Raw genomic sequence first — 16,412 nt, 5'->3', positions numbered from 1 at the left:
GATGGCGGCACAGATTCGAGTCCTGCGGCGGCGGATCCGCTCGACGCAGTCGATCAAGAAGATCACCCGGGCGATGGAGCTGATCGCCACCTCGCGGATCGCGAAGGCCCGCTCCCGGGTGGAGGCCTCCAAGCCCTACGCCGAGGAGATGACCCGGGTCCTGACCGAGCTGGCCAACAACTCGGCGCTGGATCATCCGTTGCTGGTCGAGCGGCCGAACGCGCGCCGGGCGGCCATCCTCGTGGTCACCAGCGACCGGGGCCAGTGCGGTGGTTACAACACCAACGTGCTCAAGGCGGCCAGGGAGCTCGAGGAGCTGCTCCGCGAGCAGGGCAAGGAAGTCGTCCGGTACGTGATCGGGCGCAAGGGCGTGAGCAACTACCGCTTCCGCCGGCGCCCGGTCGAGGCGTCCTGGACCGGCTTCTCCGAGCAGCCCAACTACGTCAACGCCAAGGAGGCCGCCGACACCTTGGTGAAGGCGTTCATGGCCGGTGGCGACGACACCGACGACGGTCCCGGTGAGGACGGTGTGCTGGGCGTCGACGAGCTGCACCTGGTCTACACCGAGTTCAAGAACATGGTCACCCAGGTGCCCCAGGCGCGCCGGATGGCCCCGATGGAGGTCGAGTACTCGGAGGAGGGGGAGCACAGTGCTCCCGCCGCGGGCTCGGAACGGGCCTATGCGTTCGAGCCGGACGCGGACACCCTGTTCGACGCGCTGCTGCCGAAGTACATCAGCTCGCGGCTGTTCGCCGCGCTGCTGGACTCGGCGGCGTCCGAGTCGGCGGCCCGGCAGCGGGCCATGAAGGCCGCGACGGACAACGCGAACGACCTCATCAAGAGTCTGACCCTGGAGGCCAACCAGGCCCGCCAGGCCCAGATCACCCAGGAGATCAGCGAGATCGTGGGCGGTGCCGACGCTCTCGTCGCCGCAGGAAGTGAGAACTGATGACCATCACTGCTGACAACGCTCACTCCGACGCGACCGAGACCAAGACCGGCCGGGTGGTCCGGGTTACCGGGCCGGTCGTCGACGTGGAGTTCCCGCGCAACGGCCTGCCCGCGCTGTACAACTCGCTCTCGGTCGAGGTCACCCTCGCCGGGCAGACGAAGAAGCTGACCCTGGAGGTCGCCCTGCACCTGGGCGACAACCTGGTCCGCTGCATCTCGATGCAGCCGACCGACGGTCTGGTCCGGAGCGCGCCGGTGACCGACTCCGGCCGCTCCATCTCGGTCCCGGTCGGCGACCAGGTCAAGGGCCACGTGTTCAACGCGCTCGGCGAGTGCCTGGACAAGCCCGACCTGGAGATCACCGGCGAGCGCTGGGGCATCCACCGCCAGCCGCCGCCCTTCGACCAGCTCGAGGGCAAGACCGAGATGCTGGAGACCGGCATCAAGGTGCTCGACCTGCTCACCCCCTACGTGGTCGGCGGCAAGATCGGCCTGTTCGGCGGTGCCGGCGTCGGTAAGACGGTGCTGATCCAGGAGATGATCCAGCGCGTCGCCAAGAACTTCGGTGGCACCTCGGTGTTCGCCGGCGTCGGCGAGCGCACCCGTGAGGGCAACGACCTCATCACGGAGATGACCGAGGCCGACGTCATCAAGGACACCGCACTGGTGTTCGGCCAGATGGACGAGCCGCCGGGCACCCGGATGCGGGTCGGCCTGTCCGCGCTGACCATGGCGGAGTACTTCCGCGACGAGCAGCAGCAGGACGTGCTGCTGTTCATCGACAACATCTTCCGGTTCACCCAGGCCGGCTCCGAGGTCTCCACGCTGCTCGGCCGGATGCCGTCGGCGGTGGGCTACCAGCCGACGCTGGCCGACGAGATGGGCGAGCTGCAGGAGCGGATCACCTCGACCCGGGGCCGGTCCATCACCTCGATGCAGGCGATCTACGTGCCCGCCGACGACTACACCGACCCGGCGCCGGCCACCACCTTCGCCCACCTGGACGCGACCACGGAGCTCTCCCGGCCGATTTCGCAGAAGGGCATCTACCCGGCGGTGGACCCGCTCACGTCGACCTCCCGGATCCTGGACCCGCAGTACGTCGGGGACGAGCACTTCCGGGTCGCCAACGAGATCAAGCGGATCCTGCAGAAGTACGCCGACCTGCAGGACATCATCGCCATTCTGGGTATCGACGAGCTGTCCGAGGAAGACAAGCAGCTGGTCGGCCGGGCGCGGCGGATCGAGCGGTTCCTGTCCCAGAACCTGCTGGTCGCCCAGCAGTTCACCGGCCAGCCCGGCTCCACGGTCCCGCTGAAGGAGACGATCGAGTCCTTCGACAAGATCGCCAAGGGTGAGTTCGACGACGTGCCGGAGCAGGCCTTCTTCCTCTGTGGTGGCCTGGAGGACCTGGACCGCAACCGCAAGAAGCTGCAGTCCTGATTGCGCGTCTAGCGGTGTGCTGGTGAGCACGACGAAGGAGTTCACATGGCGGAGATGACCGTCGAGCTGGTCGCTGTGGAGCGGCGGCTGTGGTCCGGGGAGGCGAGTTTCGTCTTCGCCCGGACCACCGAGGGTGAGATCGGCGTGCTGCCCGGCCACGAGCCCACCCTGGCCCAGCTGGAGCAGGCGGGTGTGATCCGGATCGACACGCCCCAGGGCAACTCGGTGACGGCGGCGGTACACGGTGGCTTCCTGTCCATCACGCCGGAGGGCGTGACGGTGCTCGCGGAGTCCGCCGAGCTGGCCGAGGAGATCGACGTAGAGCGGGCTCGCGCCGCCGCCAGCCGCGCGGACGAGTCCACCGATGAGGGCGCCGCCGCAAAGGCACGCGCCGAAACGCGGCTGAAAGCCGCCGGCTCAGCGGCCTGACAGCCGAGCGGCGGGGCGACGATGGGGATATCAGAGATCGTCGGAGTCGCCCTGCTGCTCGGCTGCGTGGTGGTTGGCCTGCTGGCGTTCCGCAGGCTGCGGATGATCCGGGTGGGTGGCGTCGACGTGGCGCTGCGCCGGGTGCGTGCCTCGGCGCCGAACTCCACCCGGGGTTGGAACCTCGGGGTCGCCAAGTACCAGGGCGACGAGTTCGTCTGGTTCCGGGTGATCAGCCTGGCCAGACGGCCCAACGCGGTGCTCAGCCGGGCCGAGCTGGAGATCGTCGACCGGCGCCGGCCCGGGCCCACCGAGGAGTACGTGGTGCCGGCCGAGTCCACCGTGCTGCGCTGCCGCGACGGCCAGCACACCGTCGAACTGGCCATGACGCCCGACGTGCTGACCGGCTTCCTGTCCTGGCTGGAAGCCACCCCGCCGGGTCGCTACGGCTTCAGCCAGGCCTCCTGACTGACGGCTCGCGCTTCCTACTGCTCGCCGCCGCCCGGGCGCCACTTGATGTCACCGTCCGGGTTGGCCACCCGCCCCAGGATGAACAGCAGGTCGGACAGCCGGTTCAGGTACTTGGCGGTGAGCGGGTTGGTCCGCTGCTCGTCCTGCTCCAGCAGTGCCCACACGGACCGCTCGGCGCGCCGCGCGACAGTGCGCGCGACGTGCAGGTACGCCGCCGCGGCTGTGCCACCGGGCAGGATGAACGAGTCGAGCTTCGCCAGGCCCTCGTTGAACTCGTCGCAGGCGGCCTCCAGCCGGTCCACGTACGGCTCAGTGACCCGCAGCGGCGGGTACTCCGGCTGTGTTGAATCTTTGGGGGCAACGATCGGCGTGCACAGGTCCGCGCCGACGTCGAACAGGTCGTTCTGCACCCGCCGCAGCACCGCGACGACGTCGTCCGGCGGTGACCCCATGGCCAGCACCACCCCGATCGCCGCGTTGCACTCGTCCACGTCGGCGTAGGCGGCCAGCCGCACGTCCGTCTTCGGCACGCGGCTGAAGTCGCCAAGCGCGGTGGTGCCGGCGTCTCCGGTGCGGGTGTAGATCCTCGTCAGGTGCACAGCCATACCCGCAGCTTAGGACTCGTGAGTGGCGAGTTGGGCTATGACCCAACTGGCCGACCGACTCGCCACTCACGGGGTCAGGCGTTGGTGCCGCTGTCCACCAGCAGGGACGCACCGGTGATGGAGCGGCCGCCCGGGCCGGCCAGGTGCGCGACGGTGGCCGCGACGTCGTCGGCCGACCCGTACCGGCCGAGCGCGGACAGGGCCCGCTGTGCGTCGGCGTGCGGGCCGGCCGCGGGGTTCATGTCGGTGTCGGTGGAGCCGGGGTGCACCACGTTGGCCGTGATGCCGCGCGGCCCGAGCTCGCGGGCCAGCGCCTTGGTCAGCCCGTCCAGCGCGGACTTGGTCATCGCGTAGAGCGTCAGGCCGGCCGACGGCACGCGCTGGGCCAGGTTGCTGCCGATGCTGATGATGCGACCGCCCTCGCCCAGGTGCCGGCTGGCGGCCTGGGCGGCGGTGAAGGCCGCCGTGACGTGGATCGCGATGATCTGGTCCCGCTCCGGCGCGGTGAACTGCTCGATCGGCCCGGCCGCCCAGATCCCCGCGTTGTTCACCAGGATGTCCAGCCGGCCCAGTTCGCGGACTGTGCGTTCGACCGCCTCGGTAACCGCGTCCTGGTCCGCGCTGTCGGCCTGGATGGCCACGGCGCGCCCGCCGGCGCTGGTGATCCGCTCGACGACGGCCTCCGCAAGCTCCTTGCCGGCGCGGTAGGTCAGCGCCACGGCGGCCCCGTCCTCGGCGAGTCTGGTGGCGATCGCGGCGCCGATGCCCCGGCTGCCCCCGGTGACCAGTGCGACCTTGCCGTCCAGCTGTGCCACGATGTGCTCCATTTCTGTAGTGATGACTTCAAAAGTCTGCGGGTCGACGGCGCGCGGTGTCAAGGGGTATTTTTAGGGTTCGATACAGAAAGGTGGCCGGCGGTGATGGCGGAGCGCGGACGACCTCGCGGTTTCGACCGGCAGGTGGCGCTGCGCCGCGCCATGGAGGTGTTCTGGGAGCACGGCTACGAGGGCGCCTCGCTCAGTGAGCTCACCGCCGCGATGGGCATCAACGCGCCGAGCCTGTACGCCGCGTTCAGCTGCAAGGAGTCGCTGTTCCGGGAGGCCGTGACGCTCTACGAGCAGCAGGAGGGCGTGCTGGTGGCGCAGGCGCCGACCGCGCGCGAGGCGGTGGCCGGCCTGCTGCGCAGCGGCGCGATCGCCTACACCGAGCCGGACAAGCCGGCCGGTTGCATGATCGTGCTCGCCGCCACCACGTACACACCGAAGACCGAGGCCATCCGCGACCACCTCAGGGAACGCCGCCGGGCCGCGAAGGCCGCCGTGCGGCAGCGACTCGAGCAGGGCGTCGCGGACGGTGACCTGGCGCCGGGGCTGGACACCGGGGTGCTGGCCGACTACCTCAGCACGGTGCTGAGCGGCATGTCGGTCCAGGCGCGCGACGGGGTGGGCCGCGACGGCCTGCTGGCGGTGGCCGATGCGGCGATGGCGGGGTGGGATCGGCTGACTTCGGGGGAGGCCGGGCGCTCCGAGCCGTTGGCCAGCCGCTAGCGTGCACCCGTGGCGGAGCACTTCCGGGTGAGCGGCGGCGCGCGACTGACCGGAGAGGTCCAGGTCGTCGGCGCGAAGAACAGCGTGCTGAAGTTGATGGCGGCGGCCTTACTGGCCGAGGGCACCACGACGCTGACCAACTGTCCGGAGATCCTCGACGTCCCGCTGATGGCGGACGTGCTGCGCAGCCTGGGCTGCACGGTGGCGGTCGACGGCCCCGCGGTCGCGATCACCGCGCCGGCGAAGCTCTGCGAGGAGGCCGACTACCGGTCGGTGTCCCGGCTGCGCGCCTCGGTCTGCGTGCTCGGCCCGCTGGTGGCGCGCTGCCGCCGGGCCGTCGTGCCGCTCCCGGGCGGGGATGCGATCGGCTCACGGCCGCTGGACATGCACGCCAGCGGCCTGCGCAAGCTCGGCGCGCACACCGAGATCAGCCACGGCCGGGTAGTGGCCAGCGCGGAGGACCTGCGGGGCGCGCAGATCTGGCTGGATTTCCCCAGTGTGGGGGCGACCGAGAACATCCTGATGGCCGCCGTGCTGGCCGAGGGCACCACGGTGATCGACAACGCCGCGCGCGAGCCGGAGATCGTCGACCTGTGCACGATGCTGCAGCAGATGGGCGCCAAGATCGAGGGCAGCGGTACCTCCACGCTGACCGTGCACGGCGTACCGAGCCTGCAGCCGACCCAGCACCGGGTGATCGGCGACCGGATCGTCGGCGCCACCTGGGCCTTCGCCGCCGTGATGACCCAGGGTGAGGTCACCGTGCGCGGGGTGGACCCGCACCACATCGACCTGGTGCTGGACAAGCTGCGCGCGGCCGGCGCACGGACCAGCACGACGCTCGACTCGTTCACCGTGGCGATGACCTCGCGGCCGAGCGCGGTGGACTTCGTGACGCTGCCGTTCCCCGGCTTCGCCACCGACCTGCAGCCGATGGCGATCGCCCTGTCCGCCGTCGCGGACGGCACGTCGATGATCACCGAGAACGTGTTCGAGGCGCGGTTCCGGTTCGTCGACGAGATGATCCGCCTCGGCGCGGACGCCCGGACCGACGGCCACCACGCGGTGGTACGCGGGGTGCAGCGGCTGTCCAGCGCGCCGGTGTGGGCCTCCGACATCCGGGCCGGAGCGGGTCTGGTGCTTGCCGCGCTCTGCGCCGAGGGAACCAGCGAGGTATGGGACGTCGAGCACATCGATCGGGGTTACCCTCGGTTCGTGGAGAACCTGTGCGAGCTCGGCGCGGACGTGTCCCGGGTGGCCGCCGAACCCGACCGTTGACCGGTGTCCGCCGAGGAGCACGCCGAAGAAGCGGAGAAGTCGGCCGAAGAGGTCGCCGACAGTGCGCCGATGCGCCTCGCCGCGCGCGTCGGGCTGGTGGCCAACGGGCTGATCCACCTGCTGGTGGCATGGTTGGCGGTACAGGTGGCCTTCGGCCGCAACGAGCGCGCGGACCAGGGCGGGGCACTGCAGGCCATCGCGGCGCAGCCTTTCGGACGGGTGTTGCTCTGGGTAGTGACCGCCGGGTTCGCCGCGGTGGTGGTCTGGCGGCTGCGCGAGGCGCTCTGGGGCTTCCGGCACGTGAGCGATGCCAGCCAGCGCACCAAGAAGCGGCTGTTCTCCGCCGGGCAGGTCGTGGTGTACGCCGCGCTGGCGCTCCTGGCCGGGCGGGTGGCGGGCGGTTCGCCGGCCGGCAGTGGCGGGCAGAGCGGCTCCGCGCGGCTGCTCCAGGTGCCCGGTGGGCGGTGGCTGCTGGTGGTGATCGGGGCCGGCGTGGTGGTCACCGGCGTACTGATGGCCTACAACGGGTGGCGCAAGGCGTTCACGGAGGACATGGCGCTGTACCGGGCCGGCCCGCGTACCCGTCAGCTGGCCGAGCGTTTCGGGCAGGTCGGCGCCATCGCGAAGGGCGTGGCGTTCGTGATCGTCGGCGTGCTGGTCGGCGTGGCCGCGTTGACCTCGCAGCCGGCCCGCGCCGAGGGGCTGGACGCCGCGCTGAAGACGCTGGCCACCCAGCCGTTCGGGCCGGTGCTGCTGGTGATCGTGGCGCTGGGGCTGGCCAGCTACGGGGTGTTCTGCTTCTTCGACGCGCGCTACCACCGGGTCTGACGCCCGCGCCGATCTCCATCAGCTCCCTGAAGGAGTGATCCTGCTTGGGATTGTGAGCAGGAGTACGCGCCCGACTGAGCTACTCGGCAGTACGATTCACAGGTTCATCGCCGAGCGGAGGTAGTCAGGTGCCGTACCCGACCGACCGCGAGTCCGACCGTCCATGGGTGATGCGGACCTACGCCGGCCACTCGTCCGCCGCGGCCTCGAACGCGTTGTACCGGCGCAACCTCGCCAAGGGGCAGACCGGTCTCTCGGTGGCCTTCGACCTGCCCACGCAGACCGGCTACGACCCGGACGACGAGCTGGCCAAGGGCGAGGTGGGCAAGGTCGGCGTGCCGGTCAGCCACATCGGGGACATGCGCGCGCTGTTCGACGGCATCCCGCTGGCCGACGCGAACACCTCGATGACGATCAACGCGCCGGCCATGTGGCTGCTCGCGCTGTACGTCGCGGTCGCCGAGGAGCAGGCCGAGGAGGCCGGCCTCGACCCCACTCAGGTGCGCGCCAAGCTGGCCGGCACCACGCAGAACGACATCGTCAAGGAGTACCTGTCCCGGGGCACCTACGCGTTCCCGCCGGACCCCAGCCTGCGCCTGGCCACCGACCTGGTCACCTGGACGGTGACCCACGTACCGCGGTGGAACCCGATCAACATCTGCCCGTACCACCTGCAGGAGGCCGGGGCCACCCCGGTGCAGGAGATCGCCTACTCGCTGGCCACCGCCATCGCGGTGCTGGATGCGGTGCGCGACTCCGGCCAGGTGCCGCAGGCGGAGTTCGGCAAGGTCGTCGCGCGCATCTCGTTCTTCGTCAACGCCGGGCTGCGGTTCGTCGAGGAGATGTGCAAGCTGCGCGCGTTCGTCGCGCTGTGGGACGAGATCACCAGGGACCGCTACGGCGTCACCGACGCCAAGGCGCGCCGCTTCCGCTACGGCGTGCAGGTCAACTCGCTCGGGCTGACCGAGGCGCAGCCGGAGAACAACGTGCAGCGCATCGTGCTGGAGATGCTGGCGGTCACCCTGTCCCGGGACGCGCGGGCCCGCTCGGTGCAGCTGCCGGCCTGGAACGAGGCGCTCGGGCTGCCGCGGCCGTGGGACCAGCAGTGGGCACTGCGCATGCAGCAGGTGCTCGCCTTCGAGACCGACCTGCTGGAGTACGAGGACATCTTCGACGGCAGCCGGGTCATCGAGGCCAAGGTGGACGAGCTGATCACCGGCTCCCGCGCCGAGATCCAGAAGGTGCTGGACATGGGTGGTTCGGTGGCCGCCGTCGAGTCCGGCTACATGAAGGGCCAGCTGGTGTCGTCGCTGGCCGACCGGCGCCGGCAGATCGAGTCCGGCGAGTTCATCGTCGTCGGCGTCAACAAGTTCGACACCACCGAGCCCAGCCCGTTGCAGGCCGAGGGCGCCAAGGCGATCGAGACGGTGGACCCGGCGGTCGAGCAGGCGGCGATCGATGCCATCCGGCGCTGGCGGGAAGGCCGCGACCAGGCCGCCGTCGAGCAGGCACTGGTCGAGCTGACCAACGCCGCCAAGACCGACGCCAACCTGATGGAGGTCACCGTCGCGTGCGCCCGGGTCGGTGTGACCACGGGGGAGTGGGCGGCCGCGCTGCGCGGGGTGTTCGGGGAGTACCGGGCGCCGACCGGGGTGGGCATGGCCTCGGGGGGCGGTGAGGCGGCCAGCGAGCTGAAGGACGTCCGCGAGCGGGTCCGGGCGACCGGCGAGGAGCTGGGTACCCGGCTGCGGATGCTGGTCGGCAAGCCGGGCCTCGACGGGCACTCCAACGGTGCCGAACAGGTCGCGGTGCGCGCCCGGGACGCCGGCTTCGAGGTCATCTACCAGGGCATCCGGCTCACCCCGTCGCAGATCGTCGCGGCCGCGGTGCAGGAGGGTGTGCACGTGGTCGGGCTGTCCGTGCTGTCCGGCTCGCACCTGGAGGTGGTGCCGGCGGTGGTGGACGGGTTGCGTGCGGCCGGCGCCGAGGACATCCCGGTGATCGTCGGTGGCATCATCCCGAAGGAGGACGAGCCCGCGCTGTACGACCGCGGCGTCGCGGCCGTCTTCACGCCGAAGGACTACGCGCTCACCGAGATCATGGACAAGATCGTTACCGTGATCCGGAAGCGCCACGGCCTCGAGGGCTGACGGCGCAGGTCAGCACTCGTGAGTGGCGAGTAGTCCTATAGGACCCTCGCCACTCACGGGGTTACTCGGGGCGGATGCGGCGGCGCAGATAGGCCAGGCCGGGGACGCCGTCGAGCGCCGTCCGAACGGGTCGGCGCGACTAACCCCACCCGGTGAATGGAAAGTTCGGAGTCACGTTCAAATAACAACAGCTAGGGGCGATTCACACCCTTTGCACACGAACCGGTGATCCCCTAGGTTTTCTCCACGATCATTCTGCTGGACCTCGAGTGTGGGAGGCGTCGTGACGACTGGGTCATGGACACGACGGGACTTCCTGCGACGCGGCGCTGTGGCGGGTGCGTTCGCGCTGGCCGGGCCGGCCCTGCTCGCCGCCTGCAGCAGCACGAGCAGCGGCGACACCCTGGCCAACGCCAAGAAGGCCGGCACGATCAAGGTCGGCATCGCGAACGAGGCGCCCTACGGGTTCACCGACCCGAGCGGCAAGGTCACCGGTGAGTCCGTCGAGGTCGGTCGCGCCGTGCTCAAGGCACTGGGCATCAATGACATCCAGGCCACCACCGTCGAGTTCGGCGCGCTCATCCCGGCGCTGGGCGCCCGCCAGTTCGACATGGTCACCGCCGGCATGTTCATCAACCCCACCCGCTGCGCCGCGGCCACGTTCTCCGACCCGGACTACACCGCACCCACCGCGTTCCTGGTCCCCAAGGGCAACCCGAAGGGCGTCACCACGTTCGAGGACGTGAAGTCGAAGAGCCTGAAGCTGGCGGTGCTCAGCGGGGCGGTGGAGCAGGGCTACGCCAAGGACAGCGGCATCCCGGACAGCCAGGTGCAGGCCTTCGACACCCAGAACACGCTGCTGCAGGCGGTGTCGGCCGGCCGGGCGGACGCGGCGGCACTGACCAACATCTCGCTCAACGACGTGGTGGGCAAGAACCCCACCGCGGCTGTCGAGGTGACCAAGGGCTTCTTCCCGGTGCTCAACGGCAAGGAGACCCTGTCGGCCGGGGCGTTCGTGTTCCGCAAGGGCGACGAGGCGTTCGCCAACGCGTTCAACGCCGAGCTCAAGAAGCTGCACGACAGCGGCGACTGGCTCAAGATCGCCTCGCCGTTCGGGTTCAACCAGGACAACCTGCCGAAGGCGGACGTGACCACCCAGCGGCTCTGCTCGGCCTGATCGGCACCGTCGAGTGGACAACCTGTCCCGGATCCTCCCGGTCCTGCTGCAGGGCCTGCCGCCGACCGTGATCGCCGCGGTCGGCGGCATCGCGCTGACCATCGTGCTGTCCTTCGGTGCCGGCCTCGCGCTGCTGTCGCCCCGCCGCTGGGTGCGCGCGGTCAGCCGGGTCTACGTGGAGGGGTTCCGGGGCACCTCGGAGGTCGTGCAGCTGTTCTGGATCTACTTCGTGCTGCCCTTGCTGGTCGGCGTGCAGCTGGTGCCGCTGTTCGCCGGCATCGTGGTGCTCGGCCTGAACCACGGTGCGTACGGCGCGGAGATCGTGCGCGGCGCGGTGCTCTCGGTGCCCCGCGCGCAGTACGAGGGCTGTATCGCACTGAACCTGTCGCCGGCGCAGCGGATGTGGCGGGTGATCCTGCCGCAGGCCGTGGTGGAGATGCTGCCCTCATTCAACAACCTGTTCATCCAGCTGCTCAAGTCGACCGCGATCCTGTCGTTCATCACCGTGGCGGACGTGACCCAACAGGGCGTGCAGGTACTGGTGCCGAACTTCGGCGACGACATCGTGCTGATCTTCACGCTGATGCTGCTCATCTACCTGGTGCTGTCGGTGCTGATCACCGCGGCGATGCGGTTCGCCGAGCGGGTCGCGGCGCGCAAGGTGGGGCGCCGGCCGTCGCGCGCCGCCCGTGCCGCGGCCATCGGAGCGCACTGATGCCGGTCTGGGACTGGGGCTACGCGTTCCAGGTGCTGCCCCAGCTGCTCAGGGCGCTGCTGGTGACGCTGCAGATCACCGTGCTCGGCTCCGTGGTGGCCCTGGTGCTGGGGCTGGTGATCGCCGTGGTGCGCCGCGCGAAGGTTCCGGTGCTGGACCAGGTGCTGTGGGCGGTGGTGGAGTTCATCCGGTCCACACCGCTGCTGGTGCAGGTCTTCTTCCTGTACTTCGCACTGCCCCGGTTCGGGGTCACGTTCAGCGCGCTCACCGTAGGCGTGATCGGGCTGGGCGTGCACTACGCGACGTACACCTCGGAGGTCTACCGGGCCGGCATCGACGCGGTGCCCCGCGGCCAGTGGGAGGCGGCCACCGCGCTGAGCCTGTCCCCGGGCCGCACCTGGACCGGCGTGATCCTGCCGCAGGCGATCCCCCGGGTGCTGCCGGCGCTGGGCAACTACGTGATCTCGATGTTCAAGGAGGTGCCGCTGCTGTTGGCGATCAGTGTGATCGAGGTGGTCAACAAGGCGAAGGAGCTGGGCTCGGCCACGTTCCGCTTCACCGAGCCCTACACCATCGCCGGCCTGCTGTTCCTGGTGCTGAGCTACCCGGCCTCGATACTGATCCGACGACTGGAGCGCCGCCGTGCCGCCGTCTGAACCCATGATCGTCTTCGACGGCGTCGAGAAGCGCTTCGGCGACCACGTGGTGCTGCGCGACCTGGACTTCACCGTCGCCCCCGGCGAGCACGTCTGTCTGATCGGGCCGAGCGGCTCCGGCAAGACGACCATCCTGCGGTTGCTGATGACACTGGAGAAGGTCAACGCGGGCACCATCCGGGTCAGCGGCGAGTGCCTGTCACACATGGAGCGGAACGGGGCACTGGTACCCGCCGACGAGAAGTACTGCCGCACCGTCCGCAAGCGCATCGGCATGGTGTTCCAGCAGTTCAACCTGTTCCCGAACATGACCGTGCGGGGCAACCTCATCGAGGCGCCGACCAGGGTGCTGGGGCTGTCGAAGGATGAGGCGAACGCCCGGGCCGCCGAGCTGCTGGAGCTGGTCGGGCTGTCCGACAAGATCGACGCGCACCCCACCCAGCTCTCCGGTGGTCAGCAGCAGCGGGTGGCCATCGCCCGCGCGCTGGCCATGCGCCCGGACGTGCTGCTGCTCGACGAGGTGACCTCGGCGCTGGACCCCGAGCTGGTGGCCGGGGTGCTGAACCTGCTGCGTGACCTCGGTGCCAGCACCGACATCACGTTCCTGTGCGTGACCCACGAGATGGGCTTCGCGCGGGACTTCTCCGACCGGGTGCTGATGTTCGACGCCGGTCGGGTGATCGAGGACGCGGCACCGTCGAAGCTGTTCACCGAGCCCGACCACCAGCGCACCAAGGACTTCCTGCACGCGGTGATCGACCGGACCTGACCGGGGGAACTGAGCCGGCTCAGCCGGACTGACACAGCCGTGCCGTGGCCAGGCCGGTCGGCGGCAGGTTCGCTCCGGTCACGCCGAACGGGGCGACGATCCGCAGCCAGTCCCCGGTGGCGTGCAGCGCGGTCAACCCGGCGTTGAAGGCGTCCACCAGGTCGGTGTCGGCGGGCCGGAAGGCGAACGCGCCGGCCGGTTGGGACACCGCGCGCCCGACCGGCGGCACGGCCTGGGTGACCTCGAGGGGCGAGGTGGGGTGCCGGCCGAGTGTGTTGCGCAGCGAGATGTCGGTGAGTGCGCCCACCGGCGTGTCGCCCTGGAACACCGCCTGGTAGAGCTGCGCCGGTGAGTCGTAGGTCTTGATCCGGGTGTCCGGGATGCCAGCGGTGCGGGCGGCCTCCTGTTCGATACTGCCGTCCAGCACCGCGATCGGCACGCCGGCCCGCAGCACGTCGGTGAAGGTTCGCAGTCGCTGGGGATTGCCTCTGAGTACCAGGAACGCCGTCGGTGCGACGAAGTCGGGGCGGGAGAAGGCGACCCGCTCGCAGCGACCGGGGGTGATCGCCATACCGGCGGTGACGATGTCGAACGTCCCGGCCAGCAAGGCGTCGATGAGGTGGCCGAACGGGCGCTGCACCGCCTCCAGGGTGTCCACGCCGAGCCCCGCCAGCACGGCGCGGGCGACCGCCGGGGACTCGCCGGCGAGATTGCCGTACTGATCCAGGTAGCCGAACGGCTCCTCGTTGGCGACGCCCACCCGGACCGTCCGGTTGGCCCGGATCCGTTCCAGCGTCGGGCGCCGGTCGGGTCCGCAGCCGGCCGCGAGGACTCCGACACCGGCGAGGGTGAGCAGATGGCGGCGGGACAGCATCAGGTGAATCTAGGTGACTGGTGTCCCGGTGTCCGGCCGGAACGCGCCGGACACCGTTCACCTCCCTAACCCATGCTCTTGGCGCCGTCCAGCGCTTCTCGGATGATGTCGGCGTGGCCGGAGTGCTGGGTGGTCTCGGCGATGATGTGCACCAGCGCCCGACGGGCCGACCAGCTGGCGCCCGGCTCGAACCACGGCGCGGCGGGCAGCGGCTGGGACGCGTTCAGGTCGGGCAGGCTGGCGATCAGCTCGTCGGTGTGCCGGGCGACCTCGTCGTAGTGCGCCAGTGCGCCGGCCAAGGTCTCGCCGGGCTGCAGCTGGAAGGTCTTCTCCCGCTCCGCGTAGTCGTCCTCGGTCCACTCGGACCAGTCCTTGCCGTTGTCGTTCATCGCGCTCGCACCGCCCTCGATGAACCGGACCCAGGCTGCCTCCGAGTCGGCCACGTGCTTGATCAGGCCGCCCAGCGACAGTGCGCTGACGGTGGGGCGCTGCGCGGCTTGCTCGTCGGTCAGGTCGCGGGTGGTGAACTTCAGGAAGAACCGGCTCTTGGCGAGGCTGTCGAGCAGGTCGGCCCGCTCGCCGCTGAGGTTCGTGGTGTTCAGCGACTCGGTGCCGGTCGGGGTTCCGGTCTCGGTGCTGGTCATCGCTCCGCCTTTCGTTTCGGTCTTGCTGTCTGACGCCAGCGTATTGGCCATAAGTGCCAGTTTCTGACCTGAATTGCGGGAGAATCGGATTCATGGCGAACACGAGCTCCCGGACCCTGCGGCTGCTGTCGTTGCTGCAGACCCACCGGTACTGGCCGGGTGAGGAACTGGCCGGCCGGCTCGAGGTGTCCATCCGCACGCTGCGCCGCGACATCGACCGGCTGCGCGAGCTCGGCTACCCGGTGCGGGCCAGTCGAGGTGTCGACGGCGGGTACCAGCTCGCGCCCGGCGCCGCGCTGCCGCCGCTGGTGCTCGACGACGAGGAGGCGGTGGCGCTCGCCGTCGGGCTGCAGAACGCCGCCCAGGGCTCGATGGCCGGGATCGCCGAGTCGTCCGTCCGCGCGCTGACCAAGGTGGTCCAGGTGATGCCACCGAGGCTGCGGCACCGGGTGGAGGCGCTGCGGGCGATGACGGTGTCGCCGGGCTGGGGCGGCTCCGGGCTGGCCGCCGACCCGGAGGCGCTGGTCGCGGTCGCCCAGGTGTGCCGGGACACCGAGCGCGTCGAGTTCGGCTACACCGCCGCGAGCGGCGAGCGCACCGAGCGCCACGTCGAGCCGCTGCGGTTGGTCTCCCTCGGCCGTCGCTGGTACCTGGTGGCCTATGACCTCGGCCGGCACGACTGGCGCAGCTTCCGGCTGGACCGGCTGAGCCAGCCACGGGGTACCGGCGTCCGGTTCCGCCCGCGCGAGCTGCCGGCCGAGGACGCGGCCGCGTTCGTCCGGGCCGGCCTGCGCCAGCTGCCGACCTCCTACACCGTCGAAGTGCTGGTGGCGGCCCCGGCCGCGGTGGTGCGGGCGCGCATCGGGCAGTGGGCGAGCGTGCGGGACGCCGATGAGGGGCAGTGCCTGATCCGGATGAACGCCGACAGCCTGGACTGGCCGGCGATGGCGCTGGGCTCGCTCGGCGCGGAGTTCACCGTGATCTCGCCGCCCGCACTGCTGGAGCACGTGCACGAGTGGGCCGCCCGGTTCGGCCGGGCGGCTGGCCAGTCGGGCTAGTCCGGCCAGACCGGGTGGCGCTTCTCCAGGAAGGCGGCCATGCCCTCGCGGGCGCCGGCGGTCTGCGACATCGACGCCATCACCTCCACCGCGATGGCGTAGGCGTCCGCCTCCGGCCGGTCCAGCTGGGCGTACAGGGTCTGCTTGCCGATCGCCTTGCCCACCCGGCTGCCCTTGGTCGCCCTGGCCAGCAGCGCATCCACGGCCTCGTCCAGCTGCCCGTCCGGCACGGCCGAGTTGACCAGGCCCCACTCGACGGCGGTCGCGGCGTCCACCACGTCCCCGGTCAGCGCCATCTCCATCAGCCGCTTGCGGCCGACGCTGCGGGCCACCGGCACGGCGGGGGTGTGGCAGAACCAGCCGCCCTTGCCGCCGGGCAGCGCGAAGCCGGCCGACTCGGCGGCCACCGCGAGGTCGCAGGTGGCCACCAGCTGGCAGCCGGCCGCCGTGGCCAGTGCGTGCACCCTGGCGATGACCACCTGGGGCACGGACTGGATCAGCTTCATCAGGTCGGTGCACTGGCGCAGCAGGTCCCGGACGCCGGGTAGATCCCGCGACGCCACGTCGCCGAAGTCGTGACCGGCGGAGAACACCTTGCCCTCGCCGGCCAGCACGATGCCGGTGGCGTCGCTGTGTCCGGCGGCCCGGAACGCGTCGGTCAGCTCGGCCAGGTGTGCCGAGGACAGTGAGTTGCGCCGCTCGGGGCGGTTCATGGTGATCCGCACGGTGTCGCCGTCGTGCTTGACCAGCAGGTGCTCGTAGTCGGCCATGCCCCCGACCGTAGTCCCGGTGCGGCGGTGGGCAAAGCCGTTGACAGCGG

General features: G+C 70.4%; 18 protein-coding genes. 13 read left to right on the top strand and 5 right to left on the bottom strand.

Annotated features, from left to right (window positions below):
- Nucleotide 1: 1 nt before the first annotated feature.
- From ACTXG6_RS44740 to ACTXG6_RS44725, 4 genes are read left to right on the top strand one after another with little or no spacing between them, the layout of a single operon-like run.
- A complete protein-coding gene (locus ACTXG6_RS44740) occupies nucleotides 2–949 on the top strand; it encodes a F0F1 ATP synthase subunit gamma (protein WP_445185357.1) in 948 nt (315 codons plus the stop codon).
- The gene (gene atpD / locus ACTXG6_RS44735; RefSeq protein WP_445185356.1) at nucleotides 949–2,394 is read left to right on the top strand and encodes a F0F1 ATP synthase subunit beta; all 1,446 of its coding nucleotides are present in this window, start codon (nucleotides 949–951) and stop codon (nucleotides 2,392–2,394) included. Before ACTXG6_RS44740 ends, atpD begins: the two co-directional genes overlap by 1 nt.
- 45 nt (nucleotides 2,395–2,439) lie before the next feature.
- A complete protein-coding gene (locus tag ACTXG6_RS44730) occupies nucleotides 2,440–2,823 on the top strand; it encodes a F0F1 ATP synthase subunit epsilon (protein ID WP_445185355.1) in 384 nt (127 codons plus the stop codon).
- A gap of 21 nt (nucleotides 2,824–2,844) precedes the next feature.
- The gene (locus ACTXG6_RS44725; protein ID WP_445185354.1) at nucleotides 2,845–3,288 is read left to right on the top strand and encodes a DUF2550 domain-containing protein; all 444 of its coding nucleotides are present in this window, start codon (nucleotides 2,845–2,847) and stop codon (nucleotides 3,286–3,288) included.
- A 17-nt stretch (nucleotides 3,289–3,305) separates the two neighbouring features.
- Here the strand turns inward: ACTXG6_RS44725 and ACTXG6_RS44720 are convergent, their stop codons facing one another.
- Nucleotides 3,306–3,896 (bottom strand): cob(I)yrinic acid a,c-diamide adenosyltransferase, encoded by a 591-nt coding sequence (locus ACTXG6_RS44720; RefSeq protein ID WP_445185353.1) that lies wholly within the window; start codon nucleotides 3,894–3,896, stop codon nucleotides 3,306–3,308.
- Nucleotides 3,897–3,970: 74 nt separating this feature from the next.
- The gene (locus ACTXG6_RS44715; protein WP_445185352.1) at nucleotides 3,971–4,711 is read right to left on the bottom strand and encodes an SDR family NAD(P)-dependent oxidoreductase; all 741 of its coding nucleotides are present in this window, start codon (nucleotides 4,709–4,711) and stop codon (nucleotides 3,971–3,973) included.
- A gap of 105 nt (nucleotides 4,712–4,816) precedes the next feature.
- Here ACTXG6_RS44715 and ACTXG6_RS44710 point away from each other — a divergent pair, with 105 nt between their 5' ends.
- From ACTXG6_RS44710 to ehuA, 8 genes are all read left to right on the top strand, one after another.
- Nucleotides 4,817–5,443 carry a TetR/AcrR family transcriptional regulator gene (locus tag ACTXG6_RS44710; protein WP_445185351.1) on the top strand — a complete coding sequence of 209 codons (627 nt, stop codon included), beginning with the start codon at nucleotides 4,817–4,819 and terminating at the stop codon, nucleotides 5,441–5,443.
- A gap of 9 nt (nucleotides 5,444–5,452) precedes the next feature.
- On the top strand, nucleotides 5,453–6,721 hold the full coding sequence (murA, locus tag ACTXG6_RS44705; RefSeq protein WP_445185350.1) for a UDP-N-acetylglucosamine 1-carboxyvinyltransferase: 1,269 nt from the start codon (nucleotides 5,453–5,455) through the stop codon (nucleotides 6,719–6,721).
- A gap of 3 nt (nucleotides 6,722–6,724) precedes the next feature.
- The gene (locus ACTXG6_RS44700; protein ID WP_445185349.1) at nucleotides 6,725–7,549 is read left to right on the top strand and encodes a DUF1206 domain-containing protein; all 825 of its coding nucleotides are present in this window, start codon (nucleotides 6,725–6,727) and stop codon (nucleotides 7,547–7,549) included.
- 128 nt (nucleotides 7,550–7,677) lie between these two features.
- A complete protein-coding gene (locus ACTXG6_RS44695) occupies nucleotides 7,678–9,699 on the top strand; it encodes a protein meaA (RefSeq protein WP_445185348.1) in 2,022 nt (673 codons plus the stop codon).
- Between the two features lie 283 nt (nucleotides 9,700–9,982).
- Nucleotides 9,983–10,876 carry an ectoine/hydroxyectoine ABC transporter substrate-binding protein EhuB gene (ehuB, locus tag ACTXG6_RS44690; protein ID WP_445185347.1) on the top strand — a complete coding sequence of 298 codons (894 nt, stop codon included), beginning with the start codon at nucleotides 9,983–9,985 and terminating at the stop codon, nucleotides 10,874–10,876.
- A gap of 13 nt (nucleotides 10,877–10,889) precedes the next feature.
- Nucleotides 10,890–11,591, top strand: coding sequence for an ectoine/hydroxyectoine ABC transporter permease subunit EhuC (gene ehuC, locus ACTXG6_RS44685; RefSeq protein ID WP_445185346.1), 702 nt, complete (start codon nucleotides 10,890–10,892; stop codon nucleotides 11,589–11,591).
- Nucleotides 11,591–12,247, top strand: coding sequence for an ectoine/hydroxyectoine ABC transporter permease subunit EhuD (gene ehuD / locus ACTXG6_RS44680; protein ID WP_445185345.1), 657 nt, complete (start codon nucleotides 11,591–11,593; stop codon nucleotides 12,245–12,247). The genes ehuC and ehuD overlap by 1 nt, the downstream gene beginning before the upstream one ends.
- Before the next feature lie 4 nt (nucleotides 12,248–12,251).
- Entirely contained in the window at nucleotides 12,252–13,016 is a 765-nt protein-coding gene (gene ehuA / locus ACTXG6_RS44675) for an ectoine/hydroxyectoine ABC transporter ATP-binding protein EhuA (RefSeq protein WP_445190288.1), read from the top strand.
- 19 nt (nucleotides 13,017–13,035) lie between these two features.
- Here the strand turns inward: ehuA and ACTXG6_RS44670 are convergent, their stop codons facing one another.
- Both ACTXG6_RS44670 and ACTXG6_RS44665 read right to left on the bottom strand, forming a co-directional pair.
- A complete protein-coding gene (locus ACTXG6_RS44670) occupies nucleotides 13,036–13,890 on the bottom strand; it encodes a transporter substrate-binding domain-containing protein (protein WP_445185344.1) in 855 nt (284 codons plus the stop codon).
- A gap of 65 nt (nucleotides 13,891–13,955) precedes the next feature.
- On the bottom strand, nucleotides 13,956–14,534 hold the full coding sequence (locus ACTXG6_RS44665; RefSeq protein WP_445185343.1) for a DinB family protein: 579 nt from the start codon (nucleotides 14,532–14,534) through the stop codon (nucleotides 13,956–13,958).
- Nucleotides 14,535–14,626: 92 nt separating this feature from the next.
- Between ACTXG6_RS44665 and ACTXG6_RS44660 the strand changes: the two genes are divergently transcribed.
- Complete coding sequence (locus ACTXG6_RS44660) at nucleotides 14,627–15,592, top strand: helix-turn-helix transcriptional regulator (RefSeq protein ID WP_445185342.1); 966 nt, start codon at nucleotides 14,627–14,629, stop codon at nucleotides 15,590–15,592.
- Here the strand turns inward: ACTXG6_RS44660 and ACTXG6_RS44655 are convergent.
- Nucleotides 15,589–16,362: an enoyl-CoA hydratase-related protein gene (locus tag ACTXG6_RS44655; protein WP_445185341.1), complete on the bottom strand. Its 774-nt coding sequence runs from the start codon at nucleotides 16,360–16,362 to the stop codon at nucleotides 15,589–15,591. The two genes, ACTXG6_RS44660 and ACTXG6_RS44655, sit on opposite strands and share 4 nt — an antisense overlap.
- Nucleotides 16,363–16,412 lie beyond the last annotated feature (50 nt).

Source organism: Pseudonocardia sp. Cha107L01 (genome assembly GCF_052566575.1).
The sequence above is the reverse complement of the archived record's forward strand: the minus strand, read 5'-3'. Positions and strand labels throughout refer to the sequence as shown.